Below are 18693 nucleotides of genomic sequence, written 5' to 3' on the forward strand. Positions count from 1 at the left end.
GCCCCCTTATACCCACTTGATTTCGCTGATATCCCCTTCGACCAGCATTTCACGGGGCTGAATGTAGCGGATCAGCAGGCGTTTTCCCAGAATCTGCAGTTCTCCGCCGGAATGGGCGAGCCGAATGCGAGATTCGCTGAACTCGAGAATGCCCGCGTGATTTTCCACAAACAATTGCAAGCCGCCCACGAGGGTGACGCGCGGCACATCATGGATTGCATCTTTCGGCAGTTCTAGCAGATCGGCCGCCGCGTTCTTCAATTTGTCAAACGCCCGCACGCAGTTCCCCCTCCTTGTCCCGTGACGGAAACGCAATCTTCTCTTAGAACCATATGCAGCAACCGGGGAGGGTAGTACGCGGCGGAAGCAGGGCCCTTGCCGATGAAAAAAGACAGTGCGGTTGCCGTATCGAGGTTGCCAAAACGGGAAGCCGCTCAACTCCAGTAGAAGTGAGCGGCTTCTTTTGTGATTAATTCACGAATGTTTTGTGTTTCTTTGAATAGGGGCCTACCAGATGATCCCTCGTCCATTAACAATCGTTGCCACCGTCGACGTGCTCATTGTCGAATACTTGGGCACATTATTGCCCCATGACAATGCAGAACAACCGGATGCGGGATCCGCATAATGGGTCGAATCCCCATTATTGGAGTACCCGTCTATCGCAAACCAATGGTAAATCGTTTGGCTGACGGGGTGACCCACCAAATGCGGACCGTTCGGCACTTCATACGCATCACCGGCAACGCCATAATCAAAATCAACGTCAAAGGTTATATGATCTTTGAACGTGGTCGTGGTGACACTTTCCGGCAGTCCGTAGGGTACATACCAACTGGTATTGAGTTTGTAGTTGAGTGCGTCTCTCATGGGGTATGATGGGCTGGTTGATGGTCCAACCGACCACGGCGTCTCTTTATAACTCTCCGTCCCCAGCAGCGATGCAGTTTCCGACTGACTGGTAGATACCTGTTTCGATTTGATGATCATGGCCGCAGTGGCCGGACCGCAATAGTAACCGTTCCATTGGGTTTCCTGGTACAAATCGTACACATAGTTGGAACTGTAGTTCGGTGTCCGTTGTGCGCTCACGCTACCTGGCGAGGTTCCGGTTTGCACTGTTTTGGGGTCGTCAGGCTTGGACGGGTGGGAAGAAAACTTACTGGTTGCAAGGGGACGTTTCGGATCGATTTTATGTTTTTTCTCAAAGTTTTGAACCGCTTTTTCCACCTCCTCCATCGACCGCTTGCCCTGTTTTGCTTCCACGTACATTTCGACCAGTCTTTCTTTTTCCAAAAGCACTGCTTTGGTTGCTTCGTCAATCGAAGCTTCCTGATAATACATGCTGTAGCCGGGTTCCGCCGCCTGCACTGTACCCGCGAAAAGGGCCGCAAGCTGGATTGTCAGAACACCTCCAAGGATTTTGCGATTACCCATTCTTTGATACCCTCCCCATGATCGTTTTTTAACAGATCGTAAGCGTAAAACATCCAATCATAAATTTTTCTAAAACCAGAAACAAGACCTATGTGCGATAAAAATTTTAACTAAATTATTTTTTAACTATCTATCATAGAAAAGGTATTTCCGTAAAAATATCGAATAGGATACTACATGATTTTTCTATCCAAATGGAGGTGCAATTGATGCAAAACAGACGATTTCTGGTTGCCACCCTCGCCAGCATCTTGCTGACGGCCACAGCCTGCGAGCAAGGTACCACCCATCCGCCAGCCGGACAGAACGTGAATTCGCAACCGAACCCCAGCAATCCGGCCGTTTCTTCCCAGAAAAACAACGGAACTTTTACTCCCCCAAAAACACTATCCATCAAGGAAGCCTGGAAAGATGTAAAAGTCACTACCTTCGACGCCATTTTGCCGGATGGTCGGGCATGGGGTCCCCTAGCTATCGGTGAGGCGGGAGAAATCGTAGGGGGGGTGCCCGTTCAGAAGCCGGTTACAAAGGCCTATGAACTGATTTTGTACAATACGAAAACCGGAAATCACGAATCCATCGCCACACTTGGCAAAGACTCGCAGGCAATCTGGGCTTCGTTGAACGATAGATGGATCGTATGGAGCGAGTCTTTGGACCAAACCTTTGTCAATTGGAAAATGCACGCGTATGATCGCATCAACAAAAAAGATTCGATCGTTGCCACATCCGCTTCCGAAAAAAACGGCCGCGGCTTCGATGGCCCGATCTGGATGCCCAGTCTATATGGAGATGAGTTTGTGTGGAGCCCGAGTGAGGGACCGATAGATGAAAAAGGTATGCAAGTCGTTGTGAAAAAATACAATCTGAAAACGGGAGAACTGACGGAACTCGCCAAGCGGGCCGGCAACCCGGTTCTCACACAAAACTTTGCACTGTGGATCGGGCGTGATGACGAAACAAACGACGGAGCTCTATTTTGGAACAAAGGCAACCGGATTCAGCAGCTTACAAAGGGAAAGACGGTCGGATACGTCGCAAGCGACGGGGAGTCGATCGTCTGGTCGGGCCTGCAGAACTCGCAACGTTGGGAATTGTGGATGATCACACCCAACGGAGAACATCGGCAGTTACTAGCCAAGGAACCAGAAAACGCCATAGAATTCCTGTCAATCGGCTCGCGTGTCATCGCCTTGAGAACGTACGACAAAATCCAGGTGTACGACCGAAAACTCGACAGTATTGTGATTCTGCAAGACGAAGATGCAGCCTACAGCCAGCCGATCGCCAACAATCACTATTTGATCTGGAACACGCCAATCCCCAAAACAGAAGAAGAACGAAAACAAGCCAAACAAAACGGGATTTATCCTTCCAGAATACACCTAATCGATTTGAACAGTCTCCCATAAATTTGTTGTCTTAAGAAAGTCGGGCCTGCCACCCGGCATTCTACCCACCACCTATTCTAACAACTCCCGTGAATATCCATTGGGTTCCTGTAGGATATGTCACTATGAACCCGAATTAGAGTAAAATAACCAACAAGCGATCATCAATCGTTTGTTGGTTATTTTATCCAACATTACAAGAGGGAGGAATGTTTATGTCCCCTGTTCTTTGGGCTGCTCTGGTGAATTTGAGTATTGGCCTCTTTGCTCTGGCTGTCGGCTTGCTTATCCTATTTGTTTAAACAACTGCCGCAGCATCGCTTGCCTGTTTTCCAGAAACCGCCGGGTGATCAGGTAGTGGGTCGTGTCTGGCTTCTGAGGAACATGGTCGATTCCTCCCAACTGAAAGCGGCGTGACGGCAGCGAAACGCAAAATCTCTACGCAAGCCCCGTCCGCACAATCTGCAAAAACGTTTCGCCCCGGTCCGGGTGGCAAGCAATGATATAGGGTTCCGCATTGATCCCCGAGAACGGCTTCCCGTCAAAATCGATCACAGCGGCTCCCGCTTCCCGGGCCATCAGAATTCCGGCGTACAAATCATCCCCTTCGGAGTTGTAAAGCACAATGCCGTCCAAATCTCCACGGGCCAACATGCACCAAAGCAAAGAGGGAGCCCACAACCGCAGCACCCGCTTGAATTGTCCGTCCAGATGCTGCTTGAGGCGCATCGCTTCAGAATGCTTTTGCACGCCGTGCCCCTGGATCCAGCCTACCGTCATCTTGCGGACATCATCCTTCGCTCGAACTCGAAGCGGCAGGCCGTTGCAAACCGCTCCTTTGTCCTTCTCCGCGATGTACAATTTTTCCAGATGGGAATCATAAATCACGCCCAAGATCGGCTGTTGGCGGTAAAGCAGAGTAATCGACACACCGTAGAGCGGAATGCCCAATGCGTAATTATTGGTTCCATCCAACGGATCGACCAGCCACAGCCAGTCTCCCTCCACTCCCGACCATCCCGTTTCCTCGCTGCGAATCTGATGATCGGGAAAATGAGCCCGGATCATCCGCAAAATCTCCCGTTCGGCAAGGTGATCCACTTCCGTCACCAGGTCGCCGAATTCCCCTTTCTCCGACATAGCAAAACTGCCGCCAAACCGCTCTTTCGTTATTTTTCCAGCCACAATCGCCGCTTCCATTGCGATGTCTCTTACCGATATCAGAATCGATTCCATCTCGTCAGCTCCTTTTCCCCTCTAGACACACCTTGATCAACTTCTGCAACAAAGCCAGGTTGTCCTCTTTTGTAGAAAAAATGGACTCTGACCGGCGAGTCCATTTTTCAAAACTTCATCGTTTTTCTCCAAATTAGCATGGCGCGATGCGGCTTGCGAGCACGCGGTGGCCTGAGGATTTCAGACAAGACGGCAGCCCGCAGAAAATCGGCTTTTTCGATGTTGAGCGGCGCTCTTCGCCTGGCCATCCTGCCGACGGGATCCAAACCAATCCGGTCATAGGAGCTTTCCCCCGCAAACACCCGTTCCGTATCAGACGCGGGCTGTTTTGGCTGCGGGTTGCGGTAGTCAGGGGCTGGCCGAACACGGGTCGAGACATGCACCGACTCGTGTACCGTCTCATGCGGTTCCAGCAATGTGGGATGCACCGTTTCGTGCGGTTCCCGCAACGTGGGTGCGACCGGCACTCCACCCTCCTCCGGCCGAACGTCGGCCAGCCCACCGATTGGCACCTGCTGACTGCCGCGCCCGGCGTACGTACCCTGACCGGCTTCTACCACCGGCGGTCTACTTGACGTAACGGGCTGCTCCACAACTGGCGGTCTGCGTGACGCCTGCGGCTGCCCTGGCCGGTCTCCCGGCCCCACCGGCCAATGACGCCTCCCTGGCGCATTGCGCGGACCTTGCAGGCCTGTAGCAAAGCCGCGCAACCACCAGATAACAGCCGCCGCGATCACCAGCAAAATCGATTCCATCCGTGTCACCAACTTTCCGGCGCAGTAGCCCCTACCTTCAGGCATGAGGAGCAAACGCCAATCTTTTCTTTATCCTATTGCCAGCCGTTATTCCGCTGTAGAATGCGACAATACTTGTGTGAGATTCCTTGTGCTATGCGCCTGTTCTGATTCGACAAATCAAACGATCCGCCCTTACGGGACTTGTGACGCTTCCTTGCGGAAGTTTCTCCTCGTCCATGTTGGGAAGGGGTTGGTTGCAACAGACACACCGCCGACTCCCCTGCCGGCTTTAAATGCCTGCCCCATAGTGCCAAGAGCTGGAGAAGCACCCTTGGGTATGCACCCAACCAACGTAGCTTTCGCTTAGACTGGTCATTGAGGGATTTTACAAGCCACCACTTGCAGGCGTGGGGTCTAGACCTACTTCTTGCCGTCCTTGCCGGGCTCATCTCCCATTTTGGCGATCGCGTCCCGCATATCGGTGTCGGCCATAATGTTTTGCAGGTTCATATAATCCATCACGCCAAGCTTCCCTTGCCGCAGCGCTTCCGCCATCGCTTTCGGCACTTCCGACTCGGCCTCGACCACTTTTGCCCGCATCTCTTCCACATACGCCCGCATTTCCTGTTCCCGCGCCACCGCCATCGCCCGCCGTTCCTCCGCTTTCGCCTGGGCGATCCGCTTGTCTGCCTCCGCCTGGTCGGTCTGCAGTTGGGCGCCGATATTTTTGCCAACGTCCACATCCGCGATGTCGATCGAGAGAATTTCGAATGCCGTGCCGGCATCCAATCCTTTTGCCAACACCGTTTTCGAAATCGAATCGGGGTTCTCCAACACATCCTTGTGATTGTTGGAGCTGCCGATCGTGCTCACCACTCCCTCGCCGACACGGGCGAGGATCGTTTCTTCGCCGGCGCCCCCCACCAGCCGATCAATATTGGCGCGGACGGTCACCCGTGCCCGGACACGCACCTCGATCCCGTCTTTGGCCACGGCCGATACGATCGGCGTCTCAATCACGCGCGGGTTGACGCTCATCTGCACCGCCTGCAGCACGTCGCGGCCCGCGAGGTCGATGGCCGCCGCCCGTTCAAAGCCCAACTGGATATTGGCGCGCTCCGCCGCGATCAGCGCATTCACCACGCGATCCACGTTCCCGCCCGCCAGATAATGGCTTTCCAACTGGTTCGTCGTAATATTCAGCCCCGCTTTCGTCGCCTTGATCAGCGGTTCCACAATCCGCGCCGGTATCACCCGCCGCAGCCGCATCCCGATCAGCGTGAAAATCGAAATGCGCACACCCGCCGCCCAGGCGGAAATCCACAGTGCCACCGGAATGAACGTAAACAAAACAGCCAACACGATAATGCCGAGCCCCACCAGCACTAACAGTGCGATAAAAGCTTGATCCATTCGAACCCCTCCCGTTTCGTTCGCAACTGGTTTCTATTCGGTTGTTTCCGATTTGTGGCGGACAACCCGCCCTGCTTCTCCCAGTGTGTCCGCTTTGCGGCGGACGACAATCCGCACGCCTTCCACATGCACCACCGTAACCGGTTCTCCCGCGTTGATAAAACCGCCTTCCGTCACCACGTCAAACCGCTGCCCGTTGATCACCGCCGTACCGGCCGGCCGCAGCGGGGTCAACGCCGCTCCTTCCTGGTACAGCAGGTAATTGTAACTTTTCACCGGCACATACCCCGCTTCCTTAGTAAAGCGGTCCTGCAAAATCAGTCGGTTCCAGACGCCTCTCCGCCCGAAATATCGGACCGCAATCCAGGCGGCGACAGCAGCCGCCAACAGCGCGACCAGAAACGATTGAATGCCGTATTTGGCGTCATAGACGGCGATGCCGACGCCTACCCCAACCGCGGCGATGCCCGAAACGCCGAGCAACCCGAACGACGGCACAAACATTTCGATCACCAGCAACACAGCGCCCAGCAGGAATAACAGCAACGATTCCCAGCCGGCAAATCCGGCGATTATATGTCCGAAGAAAAAGAGGACTAACGCCGTCCCGCCGATGATCCCCGGCAACATCACTCCCGGAATCAGCAGTTCCACAACCAGCCCGACGATGCCGACGATCAACAGGATCGGAATCACGTATGGATGGGTGACAATGCGGGCCAATTTTTCGGCGAACGACATTTTGTGTTCGACCGCCAACTGCGGATGATACCCGTAATGGGTGATCACATCCTCCTGTGTGGCAAAGATTCCGTCGGCGATCTTTTCCCGCACCGCCTGTTCGGCCGTCAGCGAGAGCAGTTCTCCCTTCGCCTTCAGACCGGGAATCTCCAGATTCACATCGACCATTCCTTCGGCGATTCGCGAGCTACGGCCGGTCGCTTCCGCCGCTGCCGCCATTTCCGACTTCCAGACGGCAACTGTTTTCGGATCGGCCGTTTTCCCGTCGACCGTTCGCGGTTCCGCTGCCCCGATCGTACTGCCTGGCGCCATCGCAAGATGCTTCGCGTTCAGCGCGATATACGCCCCCGCCGAAATCGCATGCCGCTCCACATACGCGATCACCGGAATCTTCGACTGCCGGATCAGCTTGCCGATGTCCATGGCGGCTCCGATGTTGCCGCCGAGCGTATCGATCCGCAGCAGGATCGCATGCGGGTGTACCGCTTCCGCCGCCTGAAACGCCCGCTGCAGGGATTCGGCCAAGCCGGTCTCGATCGTATTTTCGACAGGCACCACATAGACTTCGGTATTTGGCTGCGATTCGGCCGCCGCCGCAATCGGCCAAACCAGCGGCGGCAGGATTGCGGCAAGCAACACCAAGATTCGCATGAGCTTCGCCATTTGCTGCCTCCTTTCGCTGCTCCCGGAGCCCGCAGATGTACAGGTTCACGCCAGGTCAGTTTCGAAAGTTTCGACCATTCCATTTGTATTTACGGATGTCGCGCCAAAAAGTTGCATTCAGGGGACGCATAACAAACAAGCCATGTGCGTCTGCACATGGCTTTATCCTTTACGACAAGTACGATTGCACGATTTGATTGACGAGCTTTCCGTCCGCCCGTCCTTGCACTTTCGGCATCAGCGCGCCCATCACCTTGCCCATGTCCTTTTTGGACAGAGCGCCGACCTCGGCAATCGTCGCCTGCACCAGCTCGCGGATTTCGTCCTCGTTCAACTGGGCGGGCAAATATTCCTGCAAAACAGCGATTTCCCGCTGCACTTGATCAACCAAATCAGCACGTCCGGCGTCTTGAAATGCTTGGAGGGAATCGCGCCGTTGCTTCAATTCACGATTCAGGACAGCGAGAATGTCCTCGTCCGTCAACGTTTTTTGCTGATCAATTTCCGCATTCTTGATGGCTGTGCGAATCAGGCGGATGGTCGACAGGCGGATTTTGTCCTTGTCTTTCATCGCCTGCTTCATATCGGCATCCAAACGTTCAGCCAAGCCCACGAGATGACTGCCTCCTTAGTATTTCTTCTTCTTGCGTGCAGCCTCAGCCTTTTTCTTCCGAGCCACACTGGGTTTCTCGTAGTGCTTGCGTTTTTTGATTTCCGCAAGGATGCCGTCTTTAGCCGTAGCACGCTTGAAGCGACGAAGTGCGCTGTCCAACGATTCATTCTTGCGAACCCGAACTTCTGACACTGAATTTCCCTCCCTCCGACTTGCCAGACACATGCCGGAACCAGCATGATGAACGTCAAGAAAGTTTATCATGCCAAATTATACTGGATTCAGGGAGCCCAGTCAACTTGCCTCCCCGGGCGAACGGCGAATTTGGGAGTACCCCTTCCGGCCAAGAGATGATAAAATAGATATAACCTCACCATGGTACAGGAGGTGGTTGACATGCTGCAACTGGGCCAAAAGATCATCATCGTCAAAGACTCGTTCGAGCAAAATCTGCCCATCGGGGAGTATGGATATATCATCGGCCGCGAACGCAGCTCCGACAGCGCGTTTGATTTCATCATCCGGGTTCCTTCAAAAGACCGCCACTACTATGTGCCGGCGGCCGACATCGAAGCGGAGGAAGTGTTGATCAAGCGGCAAGCGGAAGAAATCGAACGGCAGGCGTTGATCGATTACGCGCTGGCCACCGGCAACAAGCAGTTGTTTGAACAGCTGGTCGGCAAAAAACCGGCTGACGGCGAAACGGCCAAAATCGACTATGTGAAACCGGAAGAGTTTATCCGCAAAGTCAACGTAAACGCCTGGATTTGACAAGCCCTCGAGTTCGAGGGCTTGCGGTTTCTCTACGCTCTGCTCCGCACTTCAAAAATCGCAAATTTCAAATAATGTCCCTCTTCCACCCCAAGGATTTCCGGGTGATCCTTGCCAGCCCCGCTCCAATGGACAAGCCGCAAAATTTTCTTCGCATCGAGAGCGGCATCCTGGATCACCTCCCGGAACAACTCCGGTTTCATATGAAACGAACAGCTGGCCGTCACCAAAAATCCGCCGTCCCGCACCAGCTTCATCCCGTTCAAATTGATGTCCTTGTATCCCCTGCAGGCTCCCGGCACAGCCGCTTTCGTCTTGGCGAAAGCGGGCGGGTCGAGAATCACCACGTCCCAATGGCTGCCCCTCCTGACCTGTTCGCGCAGATAATCGAACGCGTTGGCCACCACAAAATCGACCCGGTGCAAAAACCCGTTCAACGTCACATTGCGTTTCGCCGTCTCAATCGCATGCTCCGATATGTCGAGGCACGTCACCTTCTTCGCCCCGTATTTGCACGCGTTTAACGTAAAGGAACCGATGTGGGAGAAACATTCCAGCACTTCCGCCCCGTCCCAGAACGGGTTTTTGATAATTTTGCCCGTTTTGTCGACCGGCTTGTACACGACCTTTCCCTGCTCGTCCAGTTCGCCGGTCGGCTGCAGGGTGATGCCGCGGTCGGCTCCCCAACCGGTCATCAGCGGGCCGATCGCCGCCCGGTTTTCCCGTTGGTCAAAAAAGTAGCCGGTCTTCTGCCCCTCGACGATGTCGACGATATAACGCAGCCCATTTTCCACAATCTCCACTTCCCGCGGCGCCTCTCCCCACACCAATCCGGTCCGTTGTTCCAGCCCCTCCAGTTCCCGAACGGGGACATCGCTGCGTTCGTAGATCCCTCTCGGCCGGATCACGTTTACCAAAGCCTGGATCAGTTCGTTCCGGCGAACCTCCATGGCAAGCGACAGGATCTGGATCACCAGCACGTCGGCAAACTTGTCCACCACCACGCCCGGCAGAAAATCCGCCTCACCATAGATGACCCGGCATGCATTCGTATCTTCCAACATCCGTTGGCGGAACACCCACGCTTCCCGGATGCGGCGCTCAAAGAACGACTGATCGATCGTCTCATCCCGATTGTACGTGAGCACCCGGACAGCGATCTGCGAATTCGGGTTGATCGCGCCTTTCGCCAAAAAATGGCCGGCGTGGTTGACGATCTCGACCGCATCGCCCGGTTGGGGATCGCCCTCGATTCGCTCGATTTCCGTTTGATAGACCCATGGATGGCCTTGCTCCAGCCGTTTTTTCCGGTTCTTCCGCAAAAAAACCTTTGTCATGGCACTAAACCTCCTCGCCTCAACCGCCAAGCAACTTTGCAAAATGGATGTCTGCCAGCGGACATGCACGCATAGGTATGTACAGATTTCGCAAAACCTAGTCTACCCTATGGAGGATCGGTATGTATACACCCGCTTTTTTGCTTGCGGCCGGATTGGCCGGTTTTCTCGGCGGAATCTGGGTGTTGCGGCACGGGCTTGAGCAAATGGCGATGGAGCGATTGCCGCAAATTTTGCAACGGTTTGTCAAAACCCCGACGCGCGGCCTGATCACGGGAACGGTGGTGTCCGCTCTGCTGCACAGCTCGGCTGCCGTGACCGTGATCACGATCGGATTCGTATCGGCCGGCACGATGACGTTTGCCGATTCGCTCGGTGTCATTCTCGGCTCGAACATCGGCACCACCGTCACCACCCAGATCGTCGCTTGGAACCCGGACGATCTGATTTTTCCCTGTACAGTGCTCGGCGTGTTGATGTGGTTTGCTCTAAAAGGAAAAAAGAGGTATCTGGGACTGGCGGTGTTCGGGTTTGGGGCCACGCTGTTTGCGCTCAACATGATGACGCGGGCGCTCGCCCCGTTGGGGGATACCGATTGGTTCCCGGATGTACTGCAAGCGTCCTCGCAGAATCCAATTTACGGGGTGTTGGCGGGAGCGGGGCTGACCGCACTGGTGCAAAGCTCCACTGCCACCACCGCGTTGACGATCGCGATGGCGGGGCAAGGGCTGATCGACCTGCCGGGCGCGATCGCGATCGTGTTCGGCAACAATGTCGGAACCTGTATCACCGCCGTGCTCGCCGCAATCGGCAGCCCCCTGCCCGCAAAACGGGTGGCGGCGGCGCATGTGTTGTTAAACGTGGCGGGCGTGCTGGCCTTTTTGCCGATCCTGGATCTGTTCTCCCGGGCGGTTCAACTGTTCAGTTCCTCCCTGCCGGTTCAGGTGGCCACCGCCCACACGCTGTTTAACATCGCTTCCTCGCTGGCTGTCTGGCCTTTCACCGGGGTGTTCGCCCGGTTGATCGAATGGATGGTCCCTGGGAGGGGGAAAGCGGAGTGAAGCGCTCCCGTCTTCCACACCCATTTTTCTCCGTTTAGTGGGTCTGTCCGCCGACCGATTTGATGTCTTCCGACTGCGTAACAGACGTATGAATGGCAATTTCAAGCGCTCGCACAATGTGATCCAGGCTCATGCTGGGAGCCCCGGCATGGCGAACCGCCTGCTCCGGCAGAAACGGAATATGAATGAAGCCGCCCCGGACGGACGGGAACTCGGTGGCAATCAAATGGGCCAAGCCATAAAAAAGATGGTTGCAGACGAACGTGCCGGCTGTCTGCGAGACGGACGCCGGGATGCCCGCTTCTCTGATATTGTGGACAATCGCTTTGATCGGCAGCGTCGACCAATACGCAGCCGGACCATCCGGCACGATCGGAACGTCAATCGGCTGGTTTCCTTCATTGTCAGGAATCCGGGCGTCATCCACATTGATCGCTACCCGTTCGACCGTGATGTCACTGCGTCCGCCGGCCTGACCCACACAGATCACGATGTTCGGCTGAACCTCCCGAATGGCCCGTTTCAAGACTTCAATCGATTTATGAAAAACGGTCGGAATTTGTTGTGTGACCACTTCGGTATCGTCAAATTTTTTGCCGCTCAGCCGCTTGATCGCTTCCGCTGCCGGATTGACAGATTCACCTCCGAATGGATCGAACCCTGTGAGCAACACTTTCTGCACGTAAATCCCTCCCGAAAAAGTGCCAATCGACACGCGATTGGCACTTCCTAAAATCGATTAGAATACCAGGAAATACATCAAGAAGATGTTGACGGTCAGCAGCAGCAACGCAGTCGGCACTTGAGCCTTGATAACCGCGTTTTTGTCGGGCAGATCAAGCAGTGCCGCCGGCACAATATTGAAGTTCGCAGCCATCGGAGTCATCAGTGTTCCGCAGTAACCCGAAAACATGCCAATCGCCGCCATAACAGCAGGATTTCCCCCATGCATTTGAACGATTAACGGTAAACCGATGCCTGCCGTCATCACCGGAAAAGCGGCAAACGCGTTTCCCATAATCATGGTAAACAGAGCCATTCCCACGGCGTAGGCCGCAACGACAAAGAAACGGTTATCTACCGGAATCGCTGCGCTTACCAGATCGGCCACCACTTTCCCAACACCTGCCGCAGCAAACAAACCGCCCAAGGTAGCGAGCATCTGGGGAAGCACGGCGGCCCAACCGATCGCGTCCAACAACCGGCGCGATTCCTCAATCGGCTGCAGGCCTTTTTCCCGAGTTAGCGCCATGGCCGAGATCAAAGCGATGACGCATGCAACCCCGAGACTAACGAGTGTGACATTCCCTGGGTCGAGCAGAGGTAGACCGCCGATTTTCACATTCTTTACCCACATTGTCCCAACAACAGTAATGAATGGGATAAGCAGGGCAGGAAGAAACAGTTTGTTTCCGAACTTTCTCGCGCTTGCTGCTCGCTGTTCATCTGTGGTTTGTTTGTAGGATCCCATCCGGACTCCTCCAAAACCGGCAATCAGCGCCATGATAATCACGAGGACCCCCATATACTTGGACGGGATCACCTTTCCAAACAGAAACGATACGGCAAACAGGCCCCAGAACAAAGCGGTCAACCCCCGCTTCGGGTTGCCTTTGTCTCGCAGCGTCAAAAGCGAAATAATAGCGAGAAAGATACCCGCGATATAGTAAATATACTCAAGATTGATAATCATGCTTGCGTCTCCCCTCGCAATTCAGGATTCTTAATCGATTCGTTGATTTGCGACTTTTCTGCTTCCGCCTTTATTTTTCGCTCCAACAGCAAGAGTCGCGCGCCGTGGATCAGGAAAGCGGCGATCGCGGTGGGAATCCCCCAGACCGCAATATGCAGCGGTTCCACCTGAATCCCGTTTTGTTCGAAGAATCCTTTCATCAACAAGATCGCGCCGAACGCAATAAAGATATCTTCGCCAAAAAAGAGTCCGACATTATCGGCGGACGCCGAATATGCCTTAATCCGGTTACGTACTTTTTCTGGGAGAGTTCCATATCGGTTTTCCGCTGCCGCTTCCGCCATCGGTGCAACCAGCGGACGAACCATTTGCGCGTGGCCGCCGAGGCTTGTCAAACCTACAGTTGCGGCAAGTTCCCGCACAAACAGATACAAGATGAGCAGCCGTCCGGTCGTGGCAGCCTTCACTTTGCTGATCAACGCTTGCGCTTGTTCCTTCAGGCCGTAGCGTTCCAACAGGCCTATCACCGGCAAGGTCAGAATGAACAAGGAGAGATAGCGATTTTTTACAAACGCCTCTCCGAATGCCGTCAGGATCTTGTCGAACGGAAGATGTCCGGCTAAACCGGTGGCAATTCCCGCAACCGTTACGACAAGCAACGGATTAAAGCGCATTGCAAAACCGACAATCACAATGGCAATTCCAATCAGTGTGAGCATTCTTTTTCCTCCTTCGTTATCGATTTCCAACCGCCCGCACGGCAACTCCCGCAGCTTGCAGAAGTTCCCGGATCTGGCGGGCGAAGGTCAGCGCATGCGGTCCGTCGCCGTGGAGACAGACGGTATCCGCTTTGATCGGAACATCGACTCCTTGTTGCGATGCCACCTTGCCTTCCTTGACCATGCGGATCACCTGTTGCACCGCTTGCGCCGGATCGGTGATCAGCGCGTCCGGCTGGCGGCGCGAAGTTAATGAACCATCCGCTTGGTAGGTGCGGTCGGCGAATACTTCGCTGGCAGTACGCAAGCCGATCGACTGACCTGCTTTCACCAGCTCGCTGCCGGACAGGCCGAACAGGATCAATTCCGGATCCACCTTGTACACCGCCTCCGCGATCGCTTTTGACAGCGCCGGATTTTTCGCAGCCATGTTGTAGAGAGCGCCGTGCGGCTTCACATGCTGCATCGTTCCGCCTTCCGCCTTGACAAATCCATACAGGGCGCCGATCTGATACACCACGATGTCGTATGCTTCTTGCGGTGAAATGTCCATGTTCCGGCGGCCGAAGCCTACCAGATCCGGCAGGCCGGGATGCGCTCCGATGGCGACCCCTTTTTCCAGGGCGAGTTTCACCGTTTTCCGCATGGTTGCCGGATCCCCCGCATGAAATCCGCAGGCGATGTTGGCCGATGTGACAAAGTTCAGGATCTCCTCGTCGTTTCCCAGTTTGTAAGCGCCGAAACTTTCGCCCATGTCACAGTTCAAATCGACTCGAAACATCGCTTCTCCCTCCCCGTTACTTCAATGCGATCCCCTGTTTCAACAACTCGATCTCCCGTTCCCGCCTGCGATACAGCGCCTGTGCTTCCTCCAGCGTGATTTCCTGAAAGCGGACAGTCTCGCCCGGCTTGACCTGTGCGATCACCGGCAGATCGACTGACGCCACCTGGGCGATTTTCGGATAGCCGCCAGTTGTCTGGCGGTCGGCCAGCAACACGATCGGCTGGCCCCCGGCCGGCACCTGGACGGTGCCTGCGGCCACCGCTTCCGAAATCAGTTCGCGCGGTTCCGCCAACCGGAGCCGTGCCCCCGACAACCGGTAGCCCATCCGATCCGATTGCGGCGTGACCTGAAACGGTTCCGTAAAAAATCGCTCCTGGCTGTCCACGGTAAACCAGTCAAACTGACCGCCGCGCATTGCCCGGATGACCGGATTCTTGCCGTACGCCGGCAGCAAATCGGAAGTCACCGCCCAGTCAGTGGCGGCAAACGGGCAGGAATCCATCCCCTTCGCCAGCTTTCGCATGCGATGCAAGCTTCGCCGGGAAGCGGGCCGTACCCGCAGCACATCTCCTTCTTTCAAAGCGCGTCCCTGAAAGCCGCCGATCCCGGCGCGCAAATAGGTGCTGCGGCTCCCCATCACGACCGGAACGTCGAATCCGCCGGCCACCGCCAGGTAGGCGCGGCAGCCTGCAATCGCCATCCCGAATTGCAACACGCTTCCCCCTTTAACCAGCACAGGTCGCCATTCCGGAACGGACCGGCCGTCGATCTTGGGGGACAATGCGGCTCCACATATGGCGATCAGCGCATCTCTTTCAAACAGCAGCGTCGGTCCCTGTATCGTCATTTCCAGCGCCGCTTCCGCTTCTTCATTGCCCACCAGCAGATTCGCCAGCCGCAGCGCAAACGGGTCCATCGCGCCGCTGGCGACCACCCCGTATTTTTGCACCCCGTGCCTGCCGAGATCCTGAAGGGAAGTCAGCAGCCCCGGCCGCATCACCCTGATGCTCATCGCCCGCCCTCCTTCCACGCGTCATATTCCTCGCGGGAAATCGGCCGAAACCGAACCCGGTCACCCGCTTGCAACAAACTCGGCGGATCGTCGTTCGGGCGAAACAGGGCCAATGGCGTCCGCCCGATCAACTGCCATCCCCCCGGCGTGTCAATCGAATACACACCGGTTTGCATACCGGCGATTCCGACTGTGCCGGCCGGAATCTGCAAACGGGGTGACGGACGCCGCGGCGCCGCAATCCGCTCCGACATCCCGCCCAGATAGGGGAAGCCGGGGGCAAACCCGATCATGTACACCAGATAGTCACCGCTTGCGTGAATCTCAATCACTTGCTCCGTCGTCAGTCCGTTATGCTCCGCCACAAACTTCAAATCGGGGCCGAACTCTCCCCCATAGCAGACGGGAATTTCGACGATCCGCGGAGGCGAATCAGGTGTTTCGGGCAGCAGAGAGATGATGTTTTCAAGCGTCGAACATACATCCGCATACGACAATCGCAACGGATCGTAAAATACGGTTACCGTTGTAAACGCCGGAATATACTCGACCATTCCGGGAAACGGACATTCATCCAAATACCCGGCCAACGCTTTTACCTTGCGGTGGGTTACGAGATCAATTGTGTTCGCGAATTCGACGACCACCGCGGAGTCGCCCAGCGGAACGAATTGAAGCGCTGCTTTGGCCGTCACTGTCTCACCCCCTGTTTTGACTGGATGGCTTCCCGGCGCGTCAGAACGTCTGGCCTGTGCCTGTCCAGCCCAATTTGCGCGAGATTTCATGCGCCGCCCCCATCACTTTTTTGGTCAGAGCGGGCAAATGTTCTGGTTGAAAGCGGGTGGTCGGACCGGCGATGCTAAGGCCAGCCGCCACCCGGCCGCGGTGATCAAAAATCGGCGCCGCCACGGCGGACGAATCGTTTTCCAGTTCGGAGTGACTGACCGAAAATCCGGTTTTCCGCGATTCCTCCAAAACGGATCGCAGCGACTCCCGATCGGTGATCGTTCCCGCTCCGATCGGTTTCAGTTCAATCTGATTGAGGTATCGTTCCCGCTCCGCATCGGGCAGAAAAGCGAGCAAAATCCGCGGGCAGGCCCCCGCATACAACGGAGCTCTCCGGCCGATCGCGGTATACACTCGTACGGGCTGGTGGGTGTCCACTTTTTCGATATAAATCGCTTCGTTGCCGTCCCGTACGATCAAGTTGACAGCCTCGGCCACCTCGTCCCGCAACCGCCGCATCACCGGCAGTGCGACATGCCGGATGTCCAGCCGCTCAGCCACCAACTGGCCAAATTGCAGAAACTTCAGCCCGAGTGTGTATTTTCCCGCCTGGTCCCTCGTCAGAAAGCCCATCTCTTCAAGTGAACCGACCATCCGGTGGACGGAGGTTTTTGGGAGATTCGACAATTCCGCCATTTCGTGCAGGGTTAACCGGTCATTGGCGAGGAACAGGTTGAGGAGTTCCATCGATTTAATGACCGTTTTGTTTTTGTGCTGTTTGTTTTGGGACTGCATGCCGATCCCTCGTTCCGAAATTCGGAATTTTGATTCCGAATTTTATATCCTTTACAAAAATAGTACGACTCTTGGCGCAAAAAAACAAGAGGAGAATTTCCCCTTTTCCAAGAGAAACTCTCCTCGGAAGAATACTTTCCTCTTCATTATGGACGGTTTTCCTAATTTATATGGACCGGCTCAATAGCCCGCGCCGGCCGACCGGTTTCCTTGCACGATCGCAACCGACGCGCTGGCTCCGATGCGGGTGGCGCCGGCTGCCAACATGGCCAATGCAGCTTCCCGCGTCCGGATGCCGCCGGATGCTTTGACTCCCATCCGCGGTCCGACTGCCGCCCGCATCAGTGCAATATCCTCTTTGGTTGCCCCGCCGCTGCTGAACCCGGTCGAAGTTTTCACATAATCGGCGCCCGCCTGCTTCGCCAGCAAGCATGCGGCAATCTTCTCTTTCTCTGTCAAGAGGCTGGTCTCAATAATCACTTTCACCAGTGCTTGTCCGTTTGCCGCCCGGACAACCGCCCGGATGTCTTCCAGGACGGCCCGGTAATCGCCCGCTTTCAGCAGGCCTACCGGAATCACCATATCCACTTCGGTGGCGCCGTTTGCGATCGCATTTTCCGTTTCAAACGCTTTCACGGGCGATCCGGTCGCTCCCAGCGGAAAACCGATCACCGTGCACACTTTCACCCCGCTTCCGGTCAGTTCGTCAGCCGCAAGCGGCACATACACCGGATTTACGCAGACGGACGCAAACTGGAATTGTTTTGCCTCCCGGCAGAGCTGCTTCACCTGATCCGGGGTTGCATCCGGTTTCAACAAGGTATGGTCGATTGCAGAGGCCAATTTTTCTGGCGGAAGCGGAACAAATTCTCCTGTTTCCGATTGGATCGGCCCGATAACCGATTCCAGCTTGCTGCGAATTTCCTCAATCTGTTGCTTCATGACACGTCTCCCTCCAGCCTTTTGATCGCCCGTTCCAGAATCACGTTATTGTTTTCGTATCCCCGTTCCGCATGAACTTGCAGGGCCTCGTCAACGGGAAACCAGAACACGTCTCGGATCTCTTCCTCCTGCGCTTTGGTTTCGCCGGAAACGGCTTGCATCAGGTAATAGGTGACCTCTTTCGTAACGGTTCCTTTACCCGGCACATCAAAATCAAACGAAATCACGCCGAGCGGATCGCCGACAATTTTCGCCTGAATCCCTGTTTCTTCCGCCACTTCCCGCAGGGCCGCCTGTTTTTGCGTCTCCCCTTCTTCCAAATGGCCCTTGGGCAAAGTCATTTTTCCAAACCGGTCATGGATTAGGAGCAGCTCGATCCGGCCGTCGATTTCCCGATAAACCACTCCTCCTGCCGAATACTCTTTCATTCCGCCACCTCCGCTTCAAACATTATAAGTGAGCTGCATCAGATTGACAACGAACGAGTACTTCCCTTCTCAAGTACGTTTTCCGTTGCCGCTTGCGGCAATTCCAGCAACCAATGGAGCGGGCGCATCGAAAATCATGGCTAAGTAAAAGAGAAAACCCCGCTCCACTCGACGCCGTCGGTGCACCACCAAAG

Annotated in this window: 21 protein-coding genes; 3 read left to right on the top strand and 18 right to left on the bottom strand. The window is 55.4% G+C overall.

Going from position 1 to position 18693, the window contains the following annotated elements; translation table 11 throughout:
- Positions 1-6: 6 nt before the first annotated feature.
- Both yqfC and C230_RS21365 read right to left on the bottom strand, forming a co-directional pair.
- Positions 7-279, bottom strand: coding sequence for a sporulation protein YqfC (gene yqfC, locus C230_RS0109665; protein ID WP_018131838.1), 273 nt, complete (start codon positions 277-279; stop codon positions 7-9).
- A gap of 228 nt (positions 280-507) precedes the next feature.
- Positions 508-1437, bottom strand: coding sequence for a C39 family peptidase (locus C230_RS21365; RefSeq protein WP_018131839.1), 930 nt, complete (start codon positions 1435-1437; stop codon positions 508-510).
- 209 nt (positions 1438-1646) lie between these two features.
- Here C230_RS21365 and C230_RS0109675 point away from each other — a divergent pair, with 209 nt between their 5' ends.
- On the top strand, positions 1647-2849 hold the full coding sequence (locus C230_RS0109675; protein ID WP_018131840.1) for a hypothetical protein: 1203 nt from the start codon (positions 1647-1649) through the stop codon (positions 2847-2849).
- Positions 2850-3266: 417 nt separating this feature from the next.
- Here C230_RS0109675 and C230_RS0109685 read toward each other — a convergent pair whose 3' ends face one another.
- The 6 genes from C230_RS0109685 to rpsU form a co-directional block, all read right to left on the bottom strand.
- Entirely contained in the window at positions 3267-4064 is a 798-nt protein-coding gene (locus C230_RS0109685; RefSeq protein WP_018131841.1) for an inositol monophosphatase family protein, read from the bottom strand.
- 107 nt (positions 4065-4171) lie between these two features.
- Complete coding sequence (locus C230_RS22535) at positions 4172-4864, bottom strand: hypothetical protein (RefSeq protein WP_156807414.1); 693 nt, start codon at positions 4862-4864, stop codon at positions 4172-4174.
- Positions 4865-5221: 357 nt separating this feature from the next.
- Complete coding sequence (gene floA / locus C230_RS0109695; protein WP_018131843.1) at positions 5222-6214, bottom strand: flotillin-like protein FloA; 993 nt, start codon at positions 6212-6214, stop codon at positions 5222-5224.
- Between the two features lie 33 nt (positions 6215-6247).
- Complete coding sequence (locus C230_RS20035; protein ID WP_018131844.1) at positions 6248-7618, bottom strand: NfeD family protein; 1371 nt, start codon at positions 7616-7618, stop codon at positions 6248-6250.
- A 169-nt stretch (positions 7619-7787) separates the two neighbouring features.
- Entirely contained in the window at positions 7788-8231 is a 444-nt protein-coding gene (locus tag C230_RS0109705; protein WP_018131845.1) for a GatB/YqeY domain-containing protein, read from the bottom strand.
- 15 nt (positions 8232-8246) lie between these two features.
- Positions 8247-8423: a 30S ribosomal protein S21 gene (rpsU, locus tag C230_RS0109710; RefSeq protein WP_018131846.1), complete on the bottom strand. Its 177-nt coding sequence runs from the start codon at positions 8421-8423 to the stop codon at positions 8247-8249.
- Between the two features lie 204 nt (positions 8424-8627).
- Here rpsU and C230_RS0109715 point away from each other — a divergent pair, with 204 nt between their 5' ends.
- The gene (locus C230_RS0109715; protein ID WP_018131847.1) at positions 8628-9002 is read left to right on the top strand and encodes a hypothetical protein; all 375 of its coding nucleotides are present in this window, start codon (positions 8628-8630) and stop codon (positions 9000-9002) included.
- Positions 9003-9034: 32 nt separating this feature from the next.
- Here the strand turns inward: C230_RS0109715 and C230_RS0109720 are convergent, their stop codons facing one another.
- Positions 9035-10339 carry a class I SAM-dependent rRNA methyltransferase gene (locus C230_RS0109720; RefSeq protein ID WP_018131848.1) on the bottom strand — a complete coding sequence of 435 codons (1305 nt, stop codon included), beginning with the start codon at positions 10337-10339 and terminating at the stop codon, positions 9035-9037.
- 122 nt (positions 10340-10461) lie between these two features.
- Between C230_RS0109720 and C230_RS0109725 the strand changes: the two genes are divergently transcribed.
- Positions 10462-11400 carry a Na/Pi cotransporter family protein gene (locus tag C230_RS0109725; RefSeq protein ID WP_018131849.1) on the top strand — a complete coding sequence of 313 codons (939 nt, stop codon included), beginning with the start codon at positions 10462-10464 and terminating at the stop codon, positions 11398-11400.
- 34 nt (positions 11401-11434) lie between these two features.
- On the opposite strand, the gene pcp is transcribed toward C230_RS0109725, so the two are convergent.
- The 9 genes from pcp to C230_RS0109770 form a co-directional block, all read right to left on the bottom strand.
- Positions 11435-12082, bottom strand: coding sequence for a pyroglutamyl-peptidase I (gene pcp, locus C230_RS0109730; protein WP_026174239.1), 648 nt, complete (start codon positions 12080-12082; stop codon positions 11435-11437).
- Between the two features lie 57 nt (positions 12083-12139).
- Positions 12140-13093, bottom strand: a complete 954-nt coding sequence (locus tag C230_RS0109735; protein WP_018131851.1) for a DUF979 domain-containing protein — start codon at positions 13091-13093, stop codon at positions 12140-12142.
- On the bottom strand, positions 13090-13812 hold the full coding sequence (locus tag C230_RS0109740; RefSeq protein ID WP_018131852.1) for a DUF969 domain-containing protein: 723 nt from the start codon (positions 13810-13812) through the stop codon (positions 13090-13092). The genes C230_RS0109735 and C230_RS0109740 overlap by 4 nt, the downstream gene beginning before the upstream one ends.
- A gap of 16 nt (positions 13813-13828) precedes the next feature.
- On the bottom strand, positions 13829-14593 hold the full coding sequence (locus tag C230_RS0109745; protein WP_018131853.1) for a LamB/YcsF family protein: 765 nt from the start codon (positions 14591-14593) through the stop codon (positions 13829-13831).
- A 16-nt stretch (positions 14594-14609) separates the two neighbouring features.
- Complete coding sequence (locus C230_RS0109750) at positions 14610-15608, bottom strand: 5-oxoprolinase subunit C family protein (protein WP_018131854.1); 999 nt, start codon at positions 15606-15608, stop codon at positions 14610-14612.
- A complete protein-coding gene (pxpB, locus tag C230_RS0109755) occupies positions 15605-16303 on the bottom strand; it encodes a 5-oxoprolinase subunit PxpB (RefSeq protein ID WP_018131855.1) in 699 nt (232 codons plus the stop codon). The genes C230_RS0109750 and pxpB overlap by 4 nt, the downstream gene beginning before the upstream one ends.
- 40 nt (positions 16304-16343) lie before the next feature.
- Positions 16344-17129: an IclR family transcriptional regulator gene (locus C230_RS0109760; protein WP_018131856.1), complete on the bottom strand. Its 786-nt coding sequence runs from the start codon at positions 17127-17129 to the stop codon at positions 16344-16346.
- A 180-nt stretch (positions 17130-17309) separates the two neighbouring features.
- Complete coding sequence (gene deoC, locus C230_RS0109765; protein WP_018131857.1) at positions 17310-18071, bottom strand: deoxyribose-phosphate aldolase; 762 nt, start codon at positions 18069-18071, stop codon at positions 17310-17312.
- Complete coding sequence (locus C230_RS0109770; RefSeq protein WP_018131858.1) at positions 18068-18499, bottom strand: NUDIX hydrolase; 432 nt, start codon at positions 18497-18499, stop codon at positions 18068-18070. The genes deoC and C230_RS0109770 overlap by 4 nt, the downstream gene beginning before the upstream one ends.
- Between the last annotated feature and the right edge of the window lie 194 nt (positions 18500-18693).

The sequence above is a fragment of the Effusibacillus pohliae DSM 22757 genome (assembly GCF_000376225.1).
GTDB lineage: Bacteria > Bacillota > Bacilli > Tumebacillales > Effusibacillaceae > Effusibacillus > Effusibacillus pohliae.

Coding starts and splice junctions, on each gene's coding strand:
- C230_RS21365 (WP_018131839.1), bottom strand. CDS start 1,437: ATGGGTAATCGCAAAATCCTTGGAGGTGTTCTGACAATCCAGCTTGCG.
- C230_RS0109675 (WP_018131840.1), top strand. CDS start 1,647: ATGCAAAACAGACGATTTCTGGTTGCCACCCTCGCCAGCATCTTGCTG.
- C230_RS0109685 (WP_018131841.1), bottom strand. CDS start 4,064: ATGGAATCGATTCTGATATCGGTAAGAGACATCGCAATGGAAGCGGCG.
- C230_RS22535 (WP_156807414.1), bottom strand. CDS start 4,864: ATGCCTGAAGGTAGGGGCTACTGCGCCGGAAAGTTGGTGACACGGATG.
- floA (WP_018131843.1), bottom strand. CDS start 6,214: ATGGATCAAGCTTTTATCGCACTGTTAGTGCTGGTGGGGCTCGGCATT.
- C230_RS20035 (WP_018131844.1), bottom strand. CDS start 7,618: ATGGCGAAGCTCATGCGAATCTTGGTGTTGCTTGCCGCAATCCTGCCG.
- C230_RS0109715 (WP_018131847.1), top strand. CDS start 8,628: ATGCTGCAACTGGGCCAAAAGATCATCATCGTCAAAGACTCGTTCGAG.
- C230_RS0109720 (WP_018131848.1), bottom strand. CDS start 10,339: ATGACAAAGGTTTTTTTGCGGAAGAACCGGAAAAAACGGCTGGAGCAA.
- C230_RS0109725 (WP_018131849.1), top strand. CDS start 10,462: ATGTATACACCCGCTTTTTTGCTTGCGGCCGGATTGGCCGGTTTTCTC.
- C230_RS0109735 (WP_018131851.1), bottom strand. CDS start 13,093: ATGATTATCAATCTTGAGTATATTTACTATATCGCGGGTATCTTTCTC.
- C230_RS0109740 (WP_018131852.1), bottom strand. CDS start 13,812: ATGCTCACACTGATTGGAATTGCCATTGTGATTGTCGGTTTTGCAATG.
- C230_RS0109745 (WP_018131853.1), bottom strand. CDS start 14,593: ATGTTTCGAGTCGATTTGAACTGTGACATGGGCGAAAGTTTCGGCGCT.
- C230_RS0109750 (WP_018131854.1), bottom strand. CDS start 15,608: ATGAGCATCAGGGTGATGCGGCCGGGGCTGCTGACTTCCCTTCAGGAT.
- C230_RS0109760 (WP_018131856.1), bottom strand. CDS start 17,129: ATGCAGTCCCAAAACAAACAGCACAAAAACAAAACGGTCATTAAATCG.
- deoC (WP_018131857.1), bottom strand. CDS start 18,071: ATGAAGCAACAGATTGAGGAAATTCGCAGCAAGCTGGAATCGGTTATC.
- C230_RS0109770 (WP_018131858.1), bottom strand. CDS start 18,499: ATGAAAGAGTATTCGGCAGGAGGAGTGGTTTATCGGGAAATCGACGGC.